Consider the following 19651-nt stretch of genomic DNA (forward strand, 5'->3'; position numbering starts at 1 on the left):
CTCCGTCCTGCCCCGTCACAGCGCCACGCCCGCAGGGGAATCGGCGGCCCGGAAGGTGCGGCGATAGGCCAGGGGGGAGACGCCCAGCTCGGCGTTCAGGTGCTGGCGCAGTGAGGCGGCGGTGGCGAAGCCGATCTCGAACGCGACCTGATCAACGGTCAGATCGGTCGATTCCAGCAGGCTCCTGGCGCGTGCGAGGCGCTGTTTGGTCAGCCACTGGCCGGGGGCATGCCCGTCTCGGCACGGAAGCGGCGGACGAACGTACGCACGCTCATGTGGGAGCGCTCGGCCATCTGTTCCACGGTGAGCTTGTCGCCGAGCTGCTCAAGGGCCCACTGGCGGGTGGCGGAGGTGGACTCGGCCGGATCGTCGGGGATGGGGCGTTCGATGTACTGGGCCTGTCCGCCCTCGCGGAAGGGCGCCACCACGCAACGCCGTGCGGCGTGGTTGGCCAGGTGCGAGCCGTGGTCGTTGCGGATCAGGTGGAGGCACAGGTCCACCCCGGACGCGGCGCCGGCGGAGGTGAGCACGTCGCCGTCGTCGACGAAGAGCACGCCTTCGTCGAGGCGGATGTGCGGATACCAGCGGCGGAACAGCTCCGCGCTCTCCCAGTGGTTGGTGGCCACCCGCCCGTCGAGCAGGCCGGCCGCGGCCAGGATGAAGCCTCCGCTGCAGATGGAGGCGATCCGGGTGCCGGGGCGGATCCGGGCGAGGGCGGCGGCAACGGCTGCGGGCAGCTCGCGGGTGAGCCGTGCCTTCTCGAGCGGGGCGATGATCACCGTGTCTGCCGATGCGAGGGCCTCAGGACCGTGCTGCGGGACGACGGAGAAGCCGGCGTTGGTCTCGACCGGGCCGCCGTCGCAGGAACACACGACGACCTCGTACCGGTCGTCGGCTGCGCCCAGGACGCGTGCAGGAATCCCCAGTTCGAAGGGATAGGCGCCGTCCAGCGCGAGGACGGCGACTCTGTGCGGCTGTGGATGGACCATGGCAGAATTCTATCGCCTATTGACGTTTCTGCCGATGGTGAGGTCTGGGGCGGGGCCACAGGCTGGTGCCATGAACAAGAACACGATGCGTGCCCTCGGCCAGAACACCTACGGCGGACCTGAGGTCCTCGAGGAACGAGAGGTCGAGCGGCCCGAGCCCATAGGCAACGAGATCCTCGTCGCCGTCCACGCCGCGGGGCTGAACCCCACCGACTGGAAGCACCGCGCGGGAATGATGCGCTTCGGCGAGCCGCCGTTCACGCTGGGCTGGGACGTGTCCGGCGTGGTCGAGGCGATCGGCGCAGGCGTCACGCTGCATCAGCCGGGCGACGAGGTGTTCGGGATGCTGCCCTACCCGAACGGGCACGGCGCGCACGCCGAGTACGTGACCGCTCCGGCCCGTGCCTTCGTCCCCAAGCCGTCCACGCTGAGCCATGTCGAGGCGGCCGCGCTGCCGTTGGCGTCGATGACCGCCTGGCAGGTGCTCGTCGACACGGCCGACGTGCGGCCGGGGCAGCGGGTACTGGTGCACGCGGCGGCCGGCGGCGTGGGGCATCTCGCCGTGCAGATCGCCAAGGCACGCGGTGCGTACGTCATCGGCACGGCGTCCGCCGCCAAGCACGACCTGGTGTCGAGCCTGGGTGCCGATGAGGTCATCGACTACCGCACCCAGGACTTCGTGGCCAAGGCGCGCGACATGGACGTGGTCCTCGACCCGTTCCTCGGCGAGGACCGGCTGCGCTCGCTCGAGACCCTGAGGCCGGGCGGCCTGCTGGTCTCGATCCTGCCCCTGGAGTTCGCGCAGGTGGAGGTGCGCGCGGCCGAGTTGGGGGTGCGCGCCACGGCCATGCAGGTCGAATACGACCACACGGGCATGACGGGCGTCGCGGCGCTGGTGGAGTCCGGGCAGCTGCGCCCGCACGTCGCCACCACGTACCCGCTGGCCGAGGCAGCGAAGGCGCACGCGGAGGGCGAGACGGGCCGGGTCACGGGAAAGCTGGTGCTGACGGTGCGGTCCTAGCCGGTCGTGTCGTCTCAGCCGACTGGTCGTTTCGCCTCGCAACGCGCTCGGTACAGCGGCCGGGAGTTCGGCCGGCCGTCGGCGGACGGGTGGGGCGCGAACCGGCCTCGGCCCGACGCCGGGCGGTGGCCCCGCCGCTTGCGGGCCTCGTCCCGGGTCCCCCGGGGGATGATGGCCGTGTTCAGTCGGTACGACTGCGCTTGTACCGCTGTGCCCCCGGCGCTTCGGGCCAGCCTGCGGAGCCGTTCCGAGTCAGTGCTGACCTGCGAATCTGCGTTGACCGGGTCCATGAGAAAAGGCTATGAAGACGTTATGACCACGCTCAAGTCCAAGCTGAAGGAAGACCTCACCGCGGCGATCCGGGCGCGCGACGAACTGCGCTCCTCCACTCTCCGGCTGACCCTCTCCGCCATCACCAAGGAGGAGGTTTCGGGCAAGACCGCCCGTGAACTCTCCGACGACGAGGTGCAGAAGGTGATCGCCAAGGAGGCGAAGAAGCGCCGCGAGGCCGCCGACGCCTTCGCGCAGGGTGGCCGTGCCGAGCAGGCCGAGCGGGAGAAGGCGGAGGGTGTTCTTCTCGACGCCTACCTGCCGAAGCAGCTGAGCGACGACGAGCTCGCGCAGATCGTGTCGCAGGCCGTCGACGAGGCGAAGGCCGCAGGGGCCGAGGGGCCTCGTGCGATGGGCGCCGTCATGAAGATCGTGAACCCGAAGGTGGCGGGCCGCGCCGAGGGCGGCCGGGTCGCCGCCGTGGTGAAGCAGCTGCTCGCGGGCTGAGGCACCGGAGGCGGACAAGGAGGAGGGGCCCGGCGCATGCGCCGGGCCCCTCTCCCATCGTGCGGTGATGCGGGCGACCTCTACGGGAAGCCGCCGCCGCCGTTCCCGTTGCCGCCGTTGCTCTGACCGCGGTTGTTGCCGCCGCCGATCAGGTCCGGCGGGATGGAGATACCGGGGAAGGGATCTTCCTGGCCGCCGTTCCCGTTGCCGCCGTTCCCCTGGCCGCGGTGGTCGCCGGGCTTGTTGTCGTTCGGCTTGCCCGGCTTCTCCGGCGCCTTCGGAGCGTCCGGGATCGGCACTCTGTTGAACGGCGGTGCTTCCTGCCCGTCCAGCGCACCCGTCATCGCGTCCCGCCAGATCGGTCCGGGGACCTGACCGCCGAAGACCTTGCCGTACCTGGTGCCGCCGATGCGGATGTTCTCCATCTTCACCTGCTGGCTGGGGCTGCCGACCCAGACGGCTCCCGAGAGGTTCGGCGTGTAGCCGACGAACCAGGCGTTCCGCCGCTCGTCCGTCGTACCGGTCTTGCCCGCGTTGTCGCGGCTCTGCAGGCCGGCCTCCTGGCCCGTACCGGAGTCGATCACACCGCGCAGCAGCTCGTTGATCGTGTCGGCCGTCCGCTCGGTCATCGCCTTCTCACAGGTGCTCTTGGGCACCTCCAGGCTCTTGTTGTCGGCCGTGCGGATCGACTCGATCGCGGTCGGTGTGCAGTACGTGCCGCGGTTGGCGAAGGTCGCGTACGCGCTCGCCATCACCAGCGGGGAGATACCGGTCGAGCCCAGGGTGAGCGGCGACGGCGAGACCGGCAGTTTCGCTCCGTTGCCCTGGACGACACCGAGCTTGTCGGTCATCTCCACGACGGGGCAGAGCCCGATGTCCCCGATCATCTGCACGAAGTAGGTGTTGACCGACTTCGCCATCGCGTCCTTGAGGGCGTACGGGCCGACCTCGGACTCGTTCTCGTTCTCCAGGTTGAAGCCCTGGTTCCGCCACGGCTTGTCGGTGCACGTGGGGATGGAGTCGGGGTACGGCATCTTGTACGGCGCCGGGTACGACTGCGTCGGCGGCTTGCCCTGCTCTATGGCCGCGGCCGCCACGAACGGCTTGAAGGTCGAACCGACCGGGAAGCCGAAGTTCGAGCCGCCCATCTTCTGGTTGACCGAGTAGTTGATCTGCGTCTCGTGCTTGCCGAAGCCGTACGGCCGCGACTGGCCCATCGCCTGGATCTTGCCCGTCCCCGGCTGGACCAGCGTCACCGCGGTGGCGACGTCGTCCGTCTGGTAGACGTGGTCCTTGATCGACTCCTGCGTCGACTCCTGGGCGCGCGGGTCCAGGGTCGTCCTGATGGTGAGGCCGCCCTGGTTCCAGACCTTGGCGCGTGCTTCCTTGGTCTTGCCGAAGACCGGGTCGGACAGGAAGACCTCGCGCACGTAGTCGCAGAAGAAGCCGGCGCCGCTGACCGCGGTGATGCAGCCGTTCTTCGGCTTGCTGACCTTGAGCTTGACGGGGGCGGCCTTCGCCCGGTCCGCCTCGGTCTGCGAGATGTCGCGCACCTCGGCCATGCGCTGGAGCACGGTGTTGCGGCGCTTCGTCGCCTCTTCCGTGTCGTTGACCGGGTCGTAGCGGCTGGGGGACTGCACGATGCCCGCGAGCATCGCCGCCTCCTCCAGCTTCAGGTCCTTGGCCTGCTTGGAGAAGTAGCGCTGCGAGGCGGCCTCGATGCCGTACGCCTGCTGACCGAAGAAGGTGATGTTGAGGTAGTTCTCCAGGATCTTCTTCTTGCCGAGCTCTTCCTCGACCTGGATCGCGTACTTCAGTTCCTGGATCTTGCGGCCGATCGTCTGCTGGGTGGCCTGGGCGACCTTGTCGGGGTCGTCACCGGCCTCCTCCACGAAGACGTTCTTCACGTACTGCTGGGTCAGCGTCGAAGCGCCCTGGGCGACCCCGCCGGACTGGGCGTTGCGGTTGAGCGCGCGCAGGACACCCTTGAGGTCGACCGCGCCGTGCTCGTAGAAGCGCGAGTCCTCGATGGCGACGATCGCCTTCTGCATGTACGGCGAGATGTCCTTGAGCGACACGACCGTGCGGTCGCGCGAGTACACCGTGGCGATCTGGCCGCCCTTCGCGTCCAGGATCGTGGTGCGCTGGCTGAGCGGGGGCGTCTTCAGATTGGCGGGGATCTCGTCGAATCCCTTGACCGTTCCCTTGGCCGCAAGTCCCAGCGCTCCGGCGGCGGGCAGGGCGATGCCCGCCAGCACGGCTCCCGCGAGCACACTGACACCGAGGAACTTGGCGGCCTGCTGGGTCCCGGTCAGACCTCCGCCCGAGCGCTTCTTTGGCATGAGGGCAGCCTAATCCGTTGGTACGGGTGTTCCGTAGGAGCAGGGGGTTCCCGGGGCGTACGCGTACCAGACCGTGACATCCACGTAAGGGAACGGCACGCGGCCGCCCCGGCGCAGCCTCGTCGACCGCATGATCGTCCGGCTCGACCGCTGCCGGGCTCATCACGGCCGGCTCTACGACCGCGTGGTGAACGCAGGGACCCCGGGGAACGTGACGGCACAGCCACCGGCGCTGCCTACGTCGTCATTCGCCGGACACGCGGACAGGCCTTGGCCTAAGCTGCTCTCAACTGTCACAGCAGTGTGGTTTCGCATCAAGTCCTCCTCGGAATCCCGCAGTACCGGAATCTGTTAGTCCGTGTCCGATTCCACCTCATGCGTCATTCGGCGCCCGTTGTGACTCCCCCGGAATACCCCGGTTTGCCCGGGATGATCACGTATGCCCCCAGCTCACTCCCCTGGGTGATCTGCCGCGTACGCATAGTCCGTTCGGGCCATTCAAGATTGGGCCCGAAGGGGGTGTTGCGCTGTGCCCACCTTCCGTAACGTCCTCAACTGGCAGCGGTGAATATGCCGCTGCCGCCGTGGGGGAGCCTCGATTCGGGAGAGGACGGCGCCGGCATGGGCTGGGTAACCGACTGGAGTGCGCAGGCAGCCTGCCGCACTACCGATCCGGATGAACTGTTTGTACAAGGGGCAGCGCAGAACAGGGCCAAGGCGGTGTGCACCGGATGTCCGGTGCGGACCGAGTGCCTGGCCGATGCGCTCGACAACCGCGTGGAGTTCGGTGTGTGGGGCGGAATGACCGAACGGGAGCGGCGTGCACTGCTGCGCCGACGACCAACGGTCACGTCCTGGCGCAGACTGCTCGAGACCGCTCGCACCGAGTACGAGCGCAGCGCGGGCATTCTGCCCGTGGGCCTCGACGACGACGAGACGTACGAGACGTACGCGGCGGCGGGATAACCGCCGGTGGGATGACCGCGGCGGGACAGCCGCAGTCGGATGTGCCGAGGTGGGACAGCCACCGCGGAGACAGCCGAGGTGGGACAGCCACCGCGGCGGCGGGACGCCCGCTGCCGTTCACCGAGCTCCGGCCGTACCTCCGGTCGCGAGCCGGTCGCCGATGGCCCGCAGTCCTGCGAGGTCGTGGACATCGCCGGGCAGGGCGGCGACCTGGGTCACCGCCACCTCGGGGTGGAGTGCTGTGAAGCGGTCGCGCGTTCGCTGTTCACGCGCGAGGACCTGCATGCGTTCGGCATGCAGGCGCAGCAGTCCGGCTGTCAGTTGTTCGGTGGTGTGCTCGGTTGAACCGGTGGAGCCGGTGCGGTCCGCGGATCCGGACTGTTCTGCGGGGTCGGCACCGTCCGTGGCGCCGGCGTGATCCGTCGGTTCGGTGTGCTCCGCAGGGTCGCGATTCTCGGGAGAGTGGTCCACGGACGGGGATTCGGGAGAGGCGCCCGTGGCGTCACGAACACCAGTCTTCCCGGACGTTTGATCCACAATGCGGCCCTCGTCAAGATTTTCTGCGGCGGCAAGCGCCCGCTCGGCCGACAGCCGGGCGGCGCCGCTCTCGTGGACCCGGTTGAGGACCAGACCGGCCAGTGGCATCTCCTCCGCGGCCAGCCGCTCCACGAAATACGCGGCCTCACGCAGGGCGTCGCGCTCGGGCGCGGCCACCACGAGGAAGGCGGTCCCGGGCGCCTGGAGGAGCCGGTAGGTGGCATCGGCCCGGGTGCGGAAACCGCCGAACATCGTGTCCATCGCGGCCACGAACGTCTGGACGTCGCGCAGCAGCTGACCCCCCAGCAGCTTGCCCAGCGTCCCGGTCATCATCGACATGCCGACATTGAGGAACTTCATCCCCGCCCGGCCGCCCATCTTCGCCGGAGCCATCAGCAGCTTGATGAACTTGCCGTCCAGGAACGACCCGAGCCGCTTCGGCGCGTCCAGGAAGTCGAGCGCCGAGCGGGAGGGCGGGGTGTCGACGACGATGAGGTCCCAGTCCTCGCGGGCGCGCAGCTGCCCCAGCTTCTCCATCGCCATGTACTCCTGCGTACCGGCGAAACCGGCCGACAGGGACTGGTAGAAGGGGTTCTCCAGGATGGCCCGGGCGCGCTCGGAGTCCGCGTGTGCCTCGACGATCTCGTCGAAGGTCCGCTTCATGTCGAGCATCATGGCGTGCAGTTCGCCGCCGGCGCTGTCGTCGATGCCCTTCACCCGGCGCGGCACGTTGTCCAGGGAGTCGATGCCCATGGACTGGGCGAGCCTGCGCGCAGGGTCGATGGTGAGGACGACGACCCGGCGGCCGCGCTCCGCGGCGCGTACGCCGAGGGCCGCTGCGGTGGTCGTCTTGCCGACACCGCCCGAGCCGCAGCACACGATGATGCGGGTGGCCGGATCGTCGATGAGCGGGTCGACTTCGAGAGGCGCCGACGCGTCCAGGGTCATGAGCCGGTCCCTTGCTTCCGCAGTTCCTTCGACAGTCGGTAGAGCCCGGCGAGGTCGACCCCCTCGCTGAGCAGGGGCAGTTCGTACGAGGGCAGCCCCAGGCCGCTCAGCAGGGACCGCTGTTCGCGCTCCAGCTCGACACGCTGCGCGTGGTCGGCCGCCTGTTCCAGCAGGGGGGTGACGAGCTTCGTACCGCCGCTCACGCCGGCCGCCGTGAGGGTCCTGGCGATCTCCGCGCGACGGTCGTCCGCCGCGTGGCGGACCGCTTCCTCGTCGAGGAGGTGCGGGCGCACCATGTTCACGATCACCCGGCCGACGGGGAGCTCGGCGGCGCGCAGCTCGGCGACACCGTCCGCGGTCTCCTGGACGGGCATCTCCTCGAGCAGGGTCACCAGGTGGACCGCCGTCTCGGGGGACTTCAGCACCCGCATGACGGCCTGGGCCTGATTGTGTATCGGGCCGAACTTCGCCAGGCCGGCCACCTCGTCGTTCACATTGAGGAAGCGGGTGATGCGTCCGGTGGGCGGGGCGTCCATCACTACGTAGTCATAGGTGTAGTCACCCTGCTTCGTCCTGCGGCGCACGGCCTCGCAGGCCTTGCCGGTCAGCAGGACGTCCCGCACGCCGGGCGCGATGGTGGTCGCGAAGTCGATCGCGCCGAGCTTTTTGAGGGCGCGGCCGGCGCTGCCGAGTTTGTAGAACATCTGGAGGTAGTCGAGGAGGGCGCGCTCGGCATCGATGGCCAGGGCGTACACCTCCCCGCCGCCGGATGCGACGGCGATCTTCCGTTCCTCGTACGGAAGCGCCTCCGTCTCGAAAAGTTGCGCGATGCCCTGCCTGCCCTCCACCTCGACGAGGAGGGTCCGCTTCCCCTCCGTCGCGAGGGCGAGCGCGAGGGCGGCGGCGACCGTCGTCTTACCGGTACCGCCCTTGCCGCTGACGACCTGGAGCCTGCTCACGTATTCGAGCCTAACCAGTAAGGCCCCGGGCTACGCACGAGGCGGTGTGCGGCCTGCGTCACGGGACGAGGGGCGGGTGCGGCTACAGTCGGCCCATGACCAAGTGGGAATACGCGACCGTGCCCCTTCTCGTGCACGCGACCAAGCAGATTCTGGACACCTGGGGCGAGGACGGGTGGGAGCTCGTCCAGGTCGTTCCCGGGCCGAACAACCCCGAGCAGCTCGTGGCGTACCTGAAGCGGGAGAAGAGCTCATGACGGGCGTCGTCGAGGCGCGCCTGGCGGAGCTCGGCCTGACGCTCCCGGACGTCGTGCCGCCGCTGGCCGCCTACCAGCCGGCGGTGATCACGGGTGCGTACGTCTACACCGCCGGCCAGCTGCCGATGGTCGAGGGCAAGCTCCCGGTCACCGGCAAGGTGGGCGGTGAGGTCACCCCCGAGGAGGCCAAGCAGCTCGCCCGCACCTGTGCCCTGAACGCCCTGGCGGCCGTGAAGTCCGTCGTCGGCGATCTGGACCGGGTCGCCCGCGTGGTGAAGGTGGTTGGCTTCGTGGCCTCCGCCGCGGACTTCACCGGCCAGCCCGCCGTGCTGAACGGCGCGAGCGAGCTGCTGGGCGAGGTGTTCGGCGACAAGGGCGTGCACGCGCGCAGCGCGGTGGGTGTCGCGGTGCTGCCGCTGGACGCGCCGGTCGAGGTCGAGCTCCAGGTGGAGCTTCTCCAGAGCTGACGCCGGCAGCCGAGGTCCGGGAGCTGACGCCGGCAGCCGAGGTCCGGGAGCTGAGGCCGGGGAGCCGGCACCTGCCGCCCGGGTGAAGTCCCGGGCGCTTCACGCTCCCGCAGGCTGCACGCTCCGGCGCGCGCCTCCCGTTTCCGTACGCCTCCTCTTCCCGTACGTCCCCCGCGTACCGGCGGCCCCCTCGGGGACTGAACCGCCGGTCAGCGCGCAGATGGCCCCGCGCCTGCCGATCCGTCGGCGGGCCGGGGCCTGACTCATGCGTGGTAAACGCTTGCACTGCTCTTGACGTGAACGCGTCGACGGGTGTGATCTGTCCACGGTTAGGAACGTTTCCTAACGATCTGAACGTGGGAGGGATCCGTGGCACCAACCCCCCGCCGCCGCTCGCGCAGAGCGATCGGCGTCCTCGTGGCCGCGGCCACAGCAGCGTTAACCGTGGCCCTGCCGACCCCGAGCACCGCCCAGCCCGTGACCGGCTCCGCGGCGCGGCCAGGGACCGTCAAGGCCGACCCCGTCCGGTACGAGGCCGAGTCCGCGACCGTCTCGCAGGGCCTGGCCGAGTCCAACCACGCCGGGCACTCCGGCACCGGCTTCGTCAACTACACCAACGTCGCCGGCGGCTATGTGGAGTTCAGGGTGAACGCCCCCGCCGCCGGGAACGCCACCCTGGCACTCGGCTTCGCGAACGGCACGACCGGCAACCGCCCGCTGGACGTCTCCGTCAACGGCGCCGCCCCCACCGGCCTCGCCTTCCAGCCCACCGGCGCGTGGACCACCTGGTCCGCCGTGACCACCACGGTGACCCTGAAGGCGGGCGTCAACACCCTCCGGGCCACGGCCACCGCGCCCGAGGGCGGCCCGAACCTCGACTACATCGACGTCACACCGGCCGACGGCCCCGCCGGCACGGACTACGAGGCGGAGGCCGGGACGATCTCCCAGGGTGCCGTCGAGTCCAACCACGCCGGCCATTCCGGCACCGGCTTCGTCAACTACCAGGCCGTGACGGGCGCGTACGTCGAGTTCACCGTCGCCTCGGCGCAGGCATCCGCCACCCGCCTCGACTTCCGCTACGCCAACGGCACCGCGGCCGACCGGCCCCTCGACATCACGGTCAACGGCACCTCGGTCGCCGACAACCTCGCCTTCCCCGGCACCGGCGCCTGGACCACCTGGAAGACGGCGACCGCCACCGCGAACCTCAAGGCGGGCAGCAACACGATCCGCGCCACCACCGCCGCCGGCGACGGGCCCAACCTGGACAAGCTCACCGTCACCGCGAGCGGCCCCGCCGACACCGAGAAGCCGAGTGCGCCCGGTGATCTGCGCAAGGACAAGGAGCCCACGGCCTCCACCGTCTCGCTCGCCTGGAACGCGGCCACCGACAACGTCGGCGTCGTGGGCTACGACATCTACCAGCACGGCCAGCTGATGAAGCAGGTGGACGGGAACACCCTGGCCGCCACCGTGGACGGTCTCGACCCGGAGACCACGTACGACTGGACCGTCTTCGCCCGGGACGCCGCCGCGAACGTCTCGGTCGCCAGCAACGCCGTCACCATCGCCACACTGCCCGCACCCCCGGACGACGAGGCACCCAGCGTCCCCGGCAACCTGCGCTCCACCGGCAGGACAGCGACCAGCGTCGACCTCGCCTGGAACGCCTCCACGGACAATGTGAAGGTCACCGGGTACGAGATCCACCGCGACGGCGCGCTCGCCGGCACCGCCGACTCCACCTCGACCACCGTCGCCGGCCTGGCCGCCAATACCGCGTACCGGTTCAAGGTCAGGGCCTTCGACCTCAAGGGCAACAAGTCCGCGTTCGGTCCCGAGATCACCGTCACCACCTCCGGCAACCAGCCCGGCGGCACCCCCGACCCGGGCGCCGTCTCCACCCTCGCCTCGGGCGTGGACGTGGCCTGGGGCGTCGCGTTCCTGCCGGACGGCGCGGGCATCTTCACCGAGCGCAACACCTTCAACGTCCACCGGCTCACCAAGTCGGGCCAGAAGACCCTGCTCGGCAAGGTCCCCAACTCGCAGACCACGGGCGGCGAGGGCGGCCTGATGGGCGTCGAGGTCAGCCCGACCTTCGCGACCGACCACTTCGTGTACTTCCTGCACACCTCGACGGACGGCAACCGCATCGCGCGCATGAAGCTCGAGAACAACGCGCTCAGCGGCTACACCGTGCTGCTCGACGGCATGGAGGAGAGCCGTTTCCACAACGGCGGTCGGCTGCGTTTCGGCCCCGACGGCAAGCTCTACGCGTCCATGGGCGACGCCCAGAGCAGCAGCCGGGCGCAGGACAAGAACTCGCTCAACGGCAAGATCCTGCGCATCAATCAGGACGGCAGCATCCCGTCGGACAACCCCTTCGGCAACGCCGTCTGGTCTATGGGCCACCGCAACCCGCAGGGCCTGGACTTCGACTCCCAGGGCCGTCTGTGGCAGGCCGAGTTCGGCAACAGCGTCATGGACGAGGTCAACCTCATCCAGCGGGGCGGCAACTACGGCTGGCCCAACTGCGAGGGCACGAGCGGCAGCTGCTCCGGCTTCATCGCCCCCAAGAAGACCTGGCCGACCAACCAGGCGTCTCCCAGCGGGCTGACGATCATCAACGACCACGTCTTCGTCGCCACGACCGTCGGGCAGCGCGTCTACCGGCTGCGGATCGACGCCTCGTCCAACCTGGTCGAGCAGAAGACGTACTTCCAGAGCACCTACAACCGGCTGCGCACGGTCGAGGTCGACCACGACGGCGACATCTGGCTCACCACGTCGACCGACAAGGACGGCACGAGCAACAACGACCGGATCCTGCTGATCGACATCGTGTACTCGGGCGGGCCGCAGCCCGGTGAGTTCAAGCTGACCAGCGGCGCGTTCAACGACAACGCGACCATTCCGGCCAGATTCACCTGCGCCGGTGACGGAGCGGCGGGCCAGGACCCGTCGCCGCCGCTGGCCTGGGGCGCGGGCGCGACCGCGGCCAGAAGCTATGCCGTCGTGTTCGCGGACGTCGCGAACAGCGGCAACAAGCTGCACTGGGCGATCTGGGACATCCCGGCGGCGAAGCTGTCCCTGCCCGAAGGGCTGGGATCGGGCTTCACCGTTCCCGGCCAGGACGGCGCGAAACAGAAAGCCATGGGCAGCGGCGCCAACGCGCAGAAGTACTTCGGCCCCTGCCCCGGCGGCTCCACCCATCCGTACACCTTCACGCTGTACGCGGTGAACACGGTGACCGTGCCGGGACTCACCTCCGGCTCGTCGATGGCCCAGATCGAAACGGCGATCAAGAACGCCGGCACGGCGAACGTGAAGCTGCGCGGCAACTCGAACGCCGGAACCTAGACAACCCGGACACCGGCGGACGGGGGGCGAGGGGCGGCCGGTGATCACCGGCCGCCCCTCGAACATCCGCGCGCGAACGCATAGCATCCGCCCATGTCCAATGGTCAGTGGTACCCGCCGGAGTGGCCGGACCGCATTCGCGCGCTCGCGAGCGGTGAGCTCACCGTCGTGCCGCCGAAGCGGGCCGCGACCGTCATGCTGCTGCGCGACGGGGCGGAGGGCCCTGCCGTGCACATGTTGCGCCGGCGCGTCTCCATGGCCTTCGCCGGCGGCGCGTACGCCTATCCGGGTGGCGGTGTCGACGCACGCGACTCCCGGCCGGTCCGCTGGACGGGGCCCTCGCTGCGGGACTGGGCCGACCGGCTCGGACTCGACGAGGCGTCCGCGCAGGCCGTCGTGTGCGCGGCGGTCAGGGAGACGTACGAGGAGGCGGGCGTGCTGCTCGCCGGCCCCACCCCGGACACCGTCGTCAGCGACACCACGGGCGACGACTGGGAGGCCGACCGGCAGGCGCTGGTCGACCGTGAGCTGTCCTTCGCGGACTTCCTGGACCGGCGCGGCCTGGTGCTGCGCTCCGACCTGCTGGCCGCGTGGGCGCGCTGGATCACTCCGGAGTTCGAGCCGCGCCGCTACGACACCTGGTTCTTCGTGGCCGCCCTTCCCGAGGGGCAGCGGACCCGGAACGCGTCGACGGAGGCGGACCGCACGGTGTGGATCCGGCCCGCCGAGGCAGCCGCGGGCTACGACCGCGGCGAGCTGCTGATGATGCCGCCGACCGTGTCGACCCTGCGTGCCCTGGAGCCGTGCGGCAGCGCCGCCGAGGCCCTCGCGGCGGCCCGGCAGCAGGACATGACGCCCGTCCTCGCGACGGCCGAGCTGGTGGACGGCGAGCTGGTGCTGAGCTGGCCCGGCCACGGCGAGTTCACCAAGCGCATCACCCCCGGGGGCCCTCGATGACCGACGCTGCCGCGCTGCCCGGGCAGCCCCGCGGCGGTGTGCTCTCCGGGCCCGCCACCGCACGGGCCGTCAACGTCCTCGCGCCCAACGCCTCCGCGATGACGCTCGACGGCACCAACACCTGGATCGTCTCCGAGCCGGACTCCGAACTCGCGGTCGTCATCGACCCCGGGCCGCTCGACGACAGCCACCTGAGGCATGTCGTCGACACCGCGGAGAAGGCCGGCAAGCGGATCGCACTGACTCTCCTCACCCATGGCCACCCCGACCACGCCGAGGGGGCCGGGCGCTTCGCCGAGCTCACGGGCACGAAGGTGCGGGCGCTCGACCCGGCGCTGCGGCTCGGCGACGAGGGCCTGACGCCGGGGAACGTCATCCGCGTCGGCGGCCTGGAGATGCTGGTCGTCGCCGCCCCCGGGCACACCGCGGACTCGCTCTGCTTCCATCTGCCGGCCGACCAGGCCGTGCTGACCGGGGACACGGTCCTCGGGCGGGGCACGACGGTGGTGGCCCACCCCGACGGACGGCTCGGCGACTATCTCGACTCGCTGCGCCGGCTGCGTTCGCTGACCGTCGACGACGGGGTGCACACCGTCCTGCCGGGCCACGGTCCGGTGTTGGAGGACGCCCAGGGCGTGGTCGAGTTCTATCTCGCCCACCGCGCCAACCGGCTCGCCCAGGTGGAGACGGCGGTCGAGAACGGCCACCGCACCCCCGCCGAGGTGGTGGCGCATGTGTACGCGGACGTCGACCGGTCCCTGTGGCCGGCGGCCGAGCTGTCGGTGCGCGCGCAGATGGAGTACCTGCGCGAACACGGCCTGATCTGACGGCCCGGGGCACTCGCGCCCCTGAACGGAAACCGCCGACGTGCCCCCAGGCGTCGGAGGCGTTGACCTGTGTCTTACGCTCCGCCTACTTCTGACATCCGTTCCTGGGGGGAACCGACGTGTTCGTGCTCTTCGTGCTGCTCGTCATCGCTGCCGCCGTCCTGTTCTTCGTCGGCCGCAGCCAGGACCGCACCGGGCTCCGGCTCGGCGCGCTGGGTGCGCTGCTGGCCGGCCTGTTCGCCGGCACAGCGAGCTGCGTGCACATCGTCAGCGCCTACGAGGTGGGCGTCCCGGTCACCTTCGGCAAGGTCGGTTCGCCGATGACACCGGGAGTGAACATCACCTCGCCGTTCACCAACGTCACCACGTTCTCGACCCGTCCCGTCGACCTCAATCTCTCCGACAAGGACGTCGTTGAGGTGCGGTCCTCGCAGGGCGGCGTCATGTACGTGGAGCTCACCGTGAAGTGGGCGGTGACCCCGGCCAAGGCCGTCGAGCTGTACCGGCTGGCCGGCAGCGAGGACGCCATCCAGCAGCGGCTGGTCTTCCCGGACAGCCGGGAGATCATCCGCAATGTCTTCGCCCGGCACACCAGCGAGGAGGGCTACACCTCGGCCCGCGAGCAGATCAACACCGAGATCGGCGACCTGATCAAGGAGCGACTTGCCCCGCGCGGCATCGACGTCACCACGGTCAATCTGCGCAATGTGAAGCCGTCCGACCGGCTTCAGGACCAGATCGACCGCAAGATCCAGCAGCAGCAGGCCACCGAGCGGGCCACCGAGGCGGCCCGTACGGCGAAGGCGGAGTCCGAGCGCCGCAGGATCGAGGCCGAGGGCATCGCCCGGGCCAACAAGATCCTCAACAACTCGCTCAGCGACAAGGTCCTGATGAACCAGTGCATCGACGCGTTCAAGGACGCGGCGGCCAAGCACCCGGTGTACGCCGTGCCGTGCGGCGGTGGGACGGGCAACCCGCTGATCGTGGACGGCACGAAGAACTGACGAGTGCGGGGGCGGCGGACATGCAGGGCCGCCCCCGGTTCGTCGGCGGGCGGCGTACGCGCAGGGCCGCCACCCTGTGCGCGCGGAGCCGTCGAACCGCATCGTCTTCGGAGCGACGAACCGCAGCGTTCACGACCGACGTACGCGAAGGGCCGCCCCCGCATCGTGCGGGGGCGGCCCTTCGACTGCTGTGTGCCTGTGCTGCGAATCCGCGTGTTCGCGTCTTCGCGTTCCCGCCGGCGTCAGCGCGAGCGCTTGGCGAGCCGCTCCACATCCAGCAGGATCACCGCGCGGGCCTCGAGGCGCAGCCAGCCGCGCTGCGCGAAGTCGGCCAGCGCCTTGTTCACCGTCTCGCGGGAGGCGCCGACCAGCTGGGCCAGCTCTTCCTGGGTCAGGTCGTGGACGACGTGGATGCCCTCCTCCGACTGCACACCGAAGCGGCGCGACAGGTCGAGGAGCGCGCGGGCCACGCGACCGGGCACGTCGGAGAAGACGAGGTCGGACATCTGGTCGTTGGTCTTGCGCAGCCGGCGGGCCACGGCGCGCAGCAGCGCGGTGGCCACCTCCGGCCGGACGTTCAGCCAGGGCTGGAGATCGCCGTGGCCGAGGCCGAGGAGCTTCACCTCGGTCAGCGCGCTGGCGGTCGCGGTGCGCGGTCCCGGGTCGAACAGCGACAGCTCGCCGATGAGCTCGCCCGGGCCGAGGACGGCGAGCATGTTCTCGCGGCCGTCGGGGGATGTGCGGTGGAGCTTGACCTTTCCCTCGGTGACCACGTACAGGCGGTCGCCGGGGTCGCCCTCGTGGAAGAGGGCGTCGCTCCGGGCGAGCGTCACCTCACTCATCGAGGCGCGGAGCTCCGCGGCCTGCTCGTCATCGAGCGCCGCGAAGAGCGGGGCGCGCCGCAGAACGTCGTCCACGAGTTCTCTCCTTGTCGACCTGCTCAGGGACCGTGGCCCCCATGATGCCGGACCGCACTCCACCTACCCGGGGGACACCCGCGTACGACGGCGTCGTCGCGACCGGCCCCTGGCAAGTAAATATTCGTGCGATCAGTCACAACAAGTTTGACGCACTGGAGCGTCTGTTCGTGCGGCAGGGGCCCGATTGGGTCTGATTACCGGGGAGCGGGGCGGATGTCAGTGGCGGCCCGTAGGCTGGCCGGGTGTCCAATTCGCCGGTGAGAGCGCAGGCCAAGGGGGCTTGAAGAGTGTCCGGAAAGCAAAATTCCGCTGTGGGCGAACAGTCGCCGGGCGGCACCCGGAAAGCCGTAAAGCCGCCCAAACCGGAATCGCGGCTGGCCATGGTCCGCCGCGCGCGCCGGATCAACCGTGAGCTGGCCGACGTCTATCCGTACGCCCATCCGGAGCTGGACTTCCGCAATCCCTTCGAACTGCTGGTCGCCACGGTCCTGTCCGCGCAGACGACGGACCTGCGGGTGAACCAGACGACGCCCGCGCTCTTCGCGAAGTACCCGACCCCCGAGGACGTGGCGGCGGCCGAGCCGGAGGCGCTGGAGGAGATCCTCCGTCCCACCGGCTTCTTCCGGGCCAAGACCAAGGCCCTGCTGGGCCTGTCCGTGGCGCTCCGGGACAACTTCGGCGGAGAGGTCCCGGGCAACCTCAAGGATCTGGTCAGCCTCCCCGGCGTCGGCCGCAAGACCGCGTTCGTGGTCCTGGGCAATGCCTTCGGCGTCCCCGGCATCACCGTCGACACCCATTTCGGCCGGCTCGTGCGCCGCTGGAAGTGGACCGAGCAGGAGGACCCGGAGAAGGTCGAGGCGGAGATCGCCGAGATCTTCCCGAAGTCCGAGTGGACCATGCTCTCGCACCGGGTGATCTTCCACGGCCGCCGTATCTGCCACTCCCGCAAGCCGGCCTGCGGTGCCTGCCCGATCGCCCATCTGTGCCCGTCGTACGGGGAGGGTGAGACCGATCCGGAGAAGGCGAAGAAGCTTCTGAAGTACGAGATGGGCGGTCAGCCCGGCCAGCGGCTGAGCCCGCCGCCCGACTACCCGGGCAAGCCGGCCCCGCCGCTGGGGGCGAGCGGGTGACGCCACCGCCCGTCCGCTGCGCCGGGCACCCGGCGGAACGATCCGAGCGCCCCGGCGCGTTGTGAGCGAGGGGGTGCGGCGGATGCGCACAGGAGAAGAGACGTACGACAGGACCCGGGGCCAGGACGTGTACGAGAGCGATGTGTCCGGCGGCGATGTGACCGTCACCAGCGACGGCCTGCCGGAGTGGCTGGACCCCGTCGTGCGCGCCGCCGAGACCGTCCAGCCCGAGCAGCTCAGCAGGTTTCTGCCGCCCGAGAGCGGCAGCGGGCGGCAGTCCGCCGTCCTCATCCTCTTCGGCGAGGGCCCGGCGGGCCCCGAGCTGCTGCTGATGGAGCGGGCGGGCAGCCTGCGCTCGCACGCGGGACAGCCCTCCTTCCCGGGCGGCGCCCTGGATCCGGCGGACGGCGACCCGGCGACCACCGGCCCGCTGTGGGCGGCCCTGCGCGAGGCCGAGGAGGAGACCGGGCTCGACCCGTCGGGTGTCCAGATCTTCGGCGTGCTGCCGAGGCTCTACATCCCGGTGAGCAGTTTCGTCGTCACACCCGTACTGGGCTGGTGGCGCACCCCGAGCCCCGTCGGCGCGGTCGACCCCGCGGAGACGGCCCGCGTCTTCACCGTGCCGGTGGCGGATCTCACGGATCCGGCCAACCGCGTGACGACGATGCACCCCAGCGGGCACCGAGGTCCGGCATTCCTGGTCGAAGGGGCCCTGGTCTGGGGTTTCACGGCCGGCGTGATCGACCGCATCCTGCACTTCGCGGGCTGGGAACGACCGTGGGACCGCGGGAAGCAGGTCCCTCTGGACTGGCGCTCATGACAGGCTGACCCTGGGACATCAGTGCCGGGACGGACCACCCGGCGACGAAAATGCGAGGCTAATGACGGTGAACGTGCTCGACATCTTGTTGCTGGTCGCCGCCGTATGGTTCGCAATCGTCGGGTATCGCCAGGGCTTCGTCGTCGGCATCCTGTCCGTGATCGGCTTCCTCGGAGGCGGACTCGTGGCGGTGTATCTGCTGCCCGTGATCTGGGGTGAGCTGACGAACGACTCCGAGGTGTCCACCACCGCCGCGATCGTCGCGATCATCATCGTGATCGTCTGCGCCTCGGTCGGTCAGGCCTTCACCACCCACCTCGGCAACAAGCTGCGCCGGTACATCACCTGGTCGCCCGCCCGGGCCCTGGACGCCACCGGCGGCGCGCTGGTCAACGTGGTCGCGATGCTGCTGGTCGCCTGGCTGATCGGTTCCGCGCTCGCCGGGACCTCCCTGCCCACACTCGGCAAGGAAGTCCGCAGCTCCAAGGTGCTGCTCGGCGTGTCCCGCGTGATGCCGACGCAGGCCTCCACCTGGTTCACGGACTTCTCCTCCGTCCTCGCTCAGAACGGCTTCCCGCAGGTCTTCAGCCCGTTCGCCAACGAGCCCATCACCGAGGTCCGTCCGCCGGACCCGGCGCTCGCGGGCAGCCCGGTCGCCGCACGCGCCCAGCGCTCCATCGTCAAGGTCGTCGGTACGGCACAGAGCTGCGGCAAGGTGCTCGAAGGCACGGGCTTCGTCTTCGGCCAGCGGCGGGTCATGACCAACGCCCATGTCGTCGGCGGCGTGGACGAGCCGACCGTGCAGATAGGCGGCGAGGGCCGGCTCTACGACGCGCGCGTCGTGCTCTACGACTGGGAGCGCGACATCGCGGTCCTGGACGTGCCCGATCTGAAGGCCAAGCCGCTGCAGTTCGCCGATGCCGACGCGCGCAGCGGGGACAGTGCGATCGTCGCCGGCTTCCCCGAGAACGGTGCGTACGACGTCCGCTCGGCCCGTGTCCGCGGCCGGATCAACGCCAACGGCCCCGACATCTACCGGCGCGGCACGGTGCACCGCGATGTGTACTCGCTGTTCACCACCGTCCGCCAGGGCAACTCGGGCGGACCGCTGCTCACGCCCGAGGGCAAGGTGTCCGGCGTCATCTTCGCCAGGTCGCTGGACGACCCGAACACCGGATACGCCCTGACCGTGGACGAGATCGCCGCGGACGTCAGGGCCGGCCTGGCCGCCAACCAGCAGGTCGACAGCCAGAACTGCGCGCTGTAGCGGCAGGCGGTATGGCAGCGAGCTGCGAGCACCTGTCGCAGCGGGGCGCTGTGGCTGAGAGCCGCAAGCGCCCGTAGCCGCGGGCGGTGCCGGCGGAGCG

At 70.1% G+C, this 19651-nt stretch carries 16 protein-coding genes and 1 pseudogene; 12 read left to right on the top strand and 5 right to left on the bottom strand.

Annotated elements, in window-relative coordinates; genetic code table 11:
• Positions 1 to 15: 15 nt before the first annotated feature.
• Positions 16 to 989, bottom strand: a pseudogene (locus ACQPWZ_RS19630) (GlxA family transcriptional regulator).
• Between the two features lie 70 nt (positions 990 to 1059).
• Here ACQPWZ_RS19630 and ACQPWZ_RS19635 point away from each other — a divergent pair.
• Together ACQPWZ_RS19635 and ACQPWZ_RS19640 are read left to right on the top strand one after the other, a co-directional pair.
• Positions 1060 to 2010 carry an NADP-dependent oxidoreductase gene (locus ACQPWZ_RS19635; RefSeq protein WP_433572008.1) on the top strand — a complete coding sequence of 317 codons (951 nt, stop codon included), beginning with the start codon at positions 1060 to 1062 and terminating at the stop codon, positions 2008 to 2010.
• 312 nt (positions 2011 to 2322) lie between these two features.
• Complete coding sequence (locus tag ACQPWZ_RS19640; RefSeq protein WP_356703704.1) at positions 2323 to 2787, top strand: GatB/YqeY domain-containing protein; 465 nt, start codon at positions 2323 to 2325, stop codon at positions 2785 to 2787.
• A gap of 80 nt (positions 2788 to 2867) precedes the next feature.
• Here the strand turns inward: ACQPWZ_RS19640 and ACQPWZ_RS19645 are convergent, their stop codons facing one another.
• Entirely contained in the window at positions 2868 to 5129 is a 2262-nt protein-coding gene (locus ACQPWZ_RS19645; RefSeq protein ID WP_433572009.1) for a transglycosylase domain-containing protein, read from the bottom strand.
• Between the two features lie 621 nt (positions 5130 to 5750).
• Between ACQPWZ_RS19645 and ACQPWZ_RS19650 the strand changes: the two genes are divergently transcribed.
• On the top strand, positions 5751 to 6095 hold the full coding sequence (locus ACQPWZ_RS19650; protein WP_327681873.1) for a WhiB family transcriptional regulator: 345 nt from the start codon (positions 5751 to 5753) through the stop codon (positions 6093 to 6095).
• Between the two features lie 117 nt (positions 6096 to 6212).
• Here ACQPWZ_RS19650 and ACQPWZ_RS19655 read toward each other — a convergent pair whose 3' ends face one another.
• Both ACQPWZ_RS19655 and ACQPWZ_RS19660 read right to left on the bottom strand, forming a co-directional pair.
• A complete protein-coding gene (locus tag ACQPWZ_RS19655) occupies positions 6213 to 7580 on the bottom strand; it encodes an ArsA family ATPase (protein WP_433572010.1) in 1368 nt (455 codons plus the stop codon).
• Positions 7577 to 8539 (bottom strand): ArsA family ATPase, encoded by a 963-nt coding sequence (locus ACQPWZ_RS19660; RefSeq protein WP_340474408.1) that lies wholly within the window; start codon positions 8537 to 8539, stop codon positions 7577 to 7579. Before ACQPWZ_RS19660 ends, ACQPWZ_RS19655 begins: the two co-directional genes overlap by 4 nt.
• Positions 8540 to 8634: 95 nt before the next feature.
• Here ACQPWZ_RS19660 and ACQPWZ_RS19665 point away from each other — a divergent pair, with 95 nt between their 5' ends.
• The 6 genes from ACQPWZ_RS19665 to ACQPWZ_RS19690 all read left to right on the top strand — a co-directional run bounded on the left by ACQPWZ_RS19665 (position 8635) and on the right by ACQPWZ_RS19690 (position 15414).
• A complete protein-coding gene (locus ACQPWZ_RS19665; protein WP_005314434.1) occupies positions 8635 to 8796 on the top strand; it encodes a DUF4177 domain-containing protein in 162 nt (53 codons plus the stop codon).
• On the top strand, positions 8793 to 9263 hold the full coding sequence (locus ACQPWZ_RS19670; protein ID WP_340474409.1) for a RidA family protein: 471 nt from the start codon (positions 8793 to 8795) through the stop codon (positions 9261 to 9263). The genes ACQPWZ_RS19665 and ACQPWZ_RS19670 overlap by 4 nt, the downstream gene beginning before the upstream one ends.
• A 444-nt stretch (positions 9264 to 9707) precedes the next feature.
• Positions 9708 to 12626 (top strand): PQQ-dependent sugar dehydrogenase, encoded by a 2919-nt coding sequence (locus ACQPWZ_RS19675; protein WP_433572011.1) that lies wholly within the window; start codon positions 9708 to 9710, stop codon positions 12624 to 12626.
• A gap of 93 nt (positions 12627 to 12719) precedes the next feature.
• Positions 12720 to 13583 carry an NUDIX hydrolase gene (locus ACQPWZ_RS19680; protein WP_433572012.1) on the top strand — a complete coding sequence of 288 codons (864 nt, stop codon included), beginning with the start codon at positions 12720 to 12722 and terminating at the stop codon, positions 13581 to 13583.
• A complete protein-coding gene (locus tag ACQPWZ_RS19685) occupies positions 13580 to 14410 on the top strand; it encodes an MBL fold metallo-hydrolase (protein ID WP_340474412.1) in 831 nt (276 codons plus the stop codon). Before ACQPWZ_RS19680 ends, ACQPWZ_RS19685 begins: the two co-directional genes overlap by 4 nt.
• Before the next feature lie 119 nt (positions 14411 to 14529).
• Positions 14530 to 15414, top strand: a complete 885-nt coding sequence (locus ACQPWZ_RS19690) for a prohibitin family protein (protein ID WP_383246808.1) — start codon at positions 14530 to 14532, stop codon at positions 15412 to 15414.
• Between the two features lie 242 nt (positions 15415 to 15656).
• Here ACQPWZ_RS19690 and ACQPWZ_RS19695 read toward each other — a convergent pair whose 3' ends face one another.
• Positions 15657 to 16331, bottom strand: coding sequence for a Crp/Fnr family transcriptional regulator (locus tag ACQPWZ_RS19695; RefSeq protein ID WP_313945018.1), 675 nt, complete (start codon positions 16329 to 16331; stop codon positions 15657 to 15659).
• A 314-nt stretch (positions 16332 to 16645) separates the two neighbouring features.
• Here ACQPWZ_RS19695 and nth point away from each other — a divergent pair, with 314 nt between their 5' ends.
• From nth to ACQPWZ_RS19710, 3 genes are all read left to right on the top strand, one after another.
• The gene (gene nth, locus ACQPWZ_RS19700; RefSeq protein ID WP_340474414.1) at positions 16646 to 17464 is read left to right on the top strand and encodes an endonuclease III; all 819 of its coding nucleotides are present in this window, start codon (positions 16646 to 16648) and stop codon (positions 17462 to 17464) included.
• An 82-nt stretch (positions 17465 to 17546) separates the two neighbouring features.
• Entirely contained in the window at positions 17547 to 18284 is a 738-nt protein-coding gene (locus ACQPWZ_RS19705) for an NUDIX hydrolase (RefSeq protein ID WP_383231846.1), read from the top strand.
• Between the two features lie 67 nt (positions 18285 to 18351).
• A complete protein-coding gene (locus ACQPWZ_RS19710) occupies positions 18352 to 19551 on the top strand; it encodes a MarP family serine protease (protein WP_340474416.1) in 1200 nt (399 codons plus the stop codon).
• Positions 19552 to 19651: the final 100 nt, after the last annotated feature.

Origin of the sequence: Streptomyces sp. CA-251247 (assembly GCF_050952975.1) — a bacterium.
In the GTDB taxonomy this organism is placed as follows: Bacteria; Actinomycetota; Actinomycetes; order Streptomycetales; family Streptomycetaceae; genus Streptomyces; species Streptomyces achmelvichensis.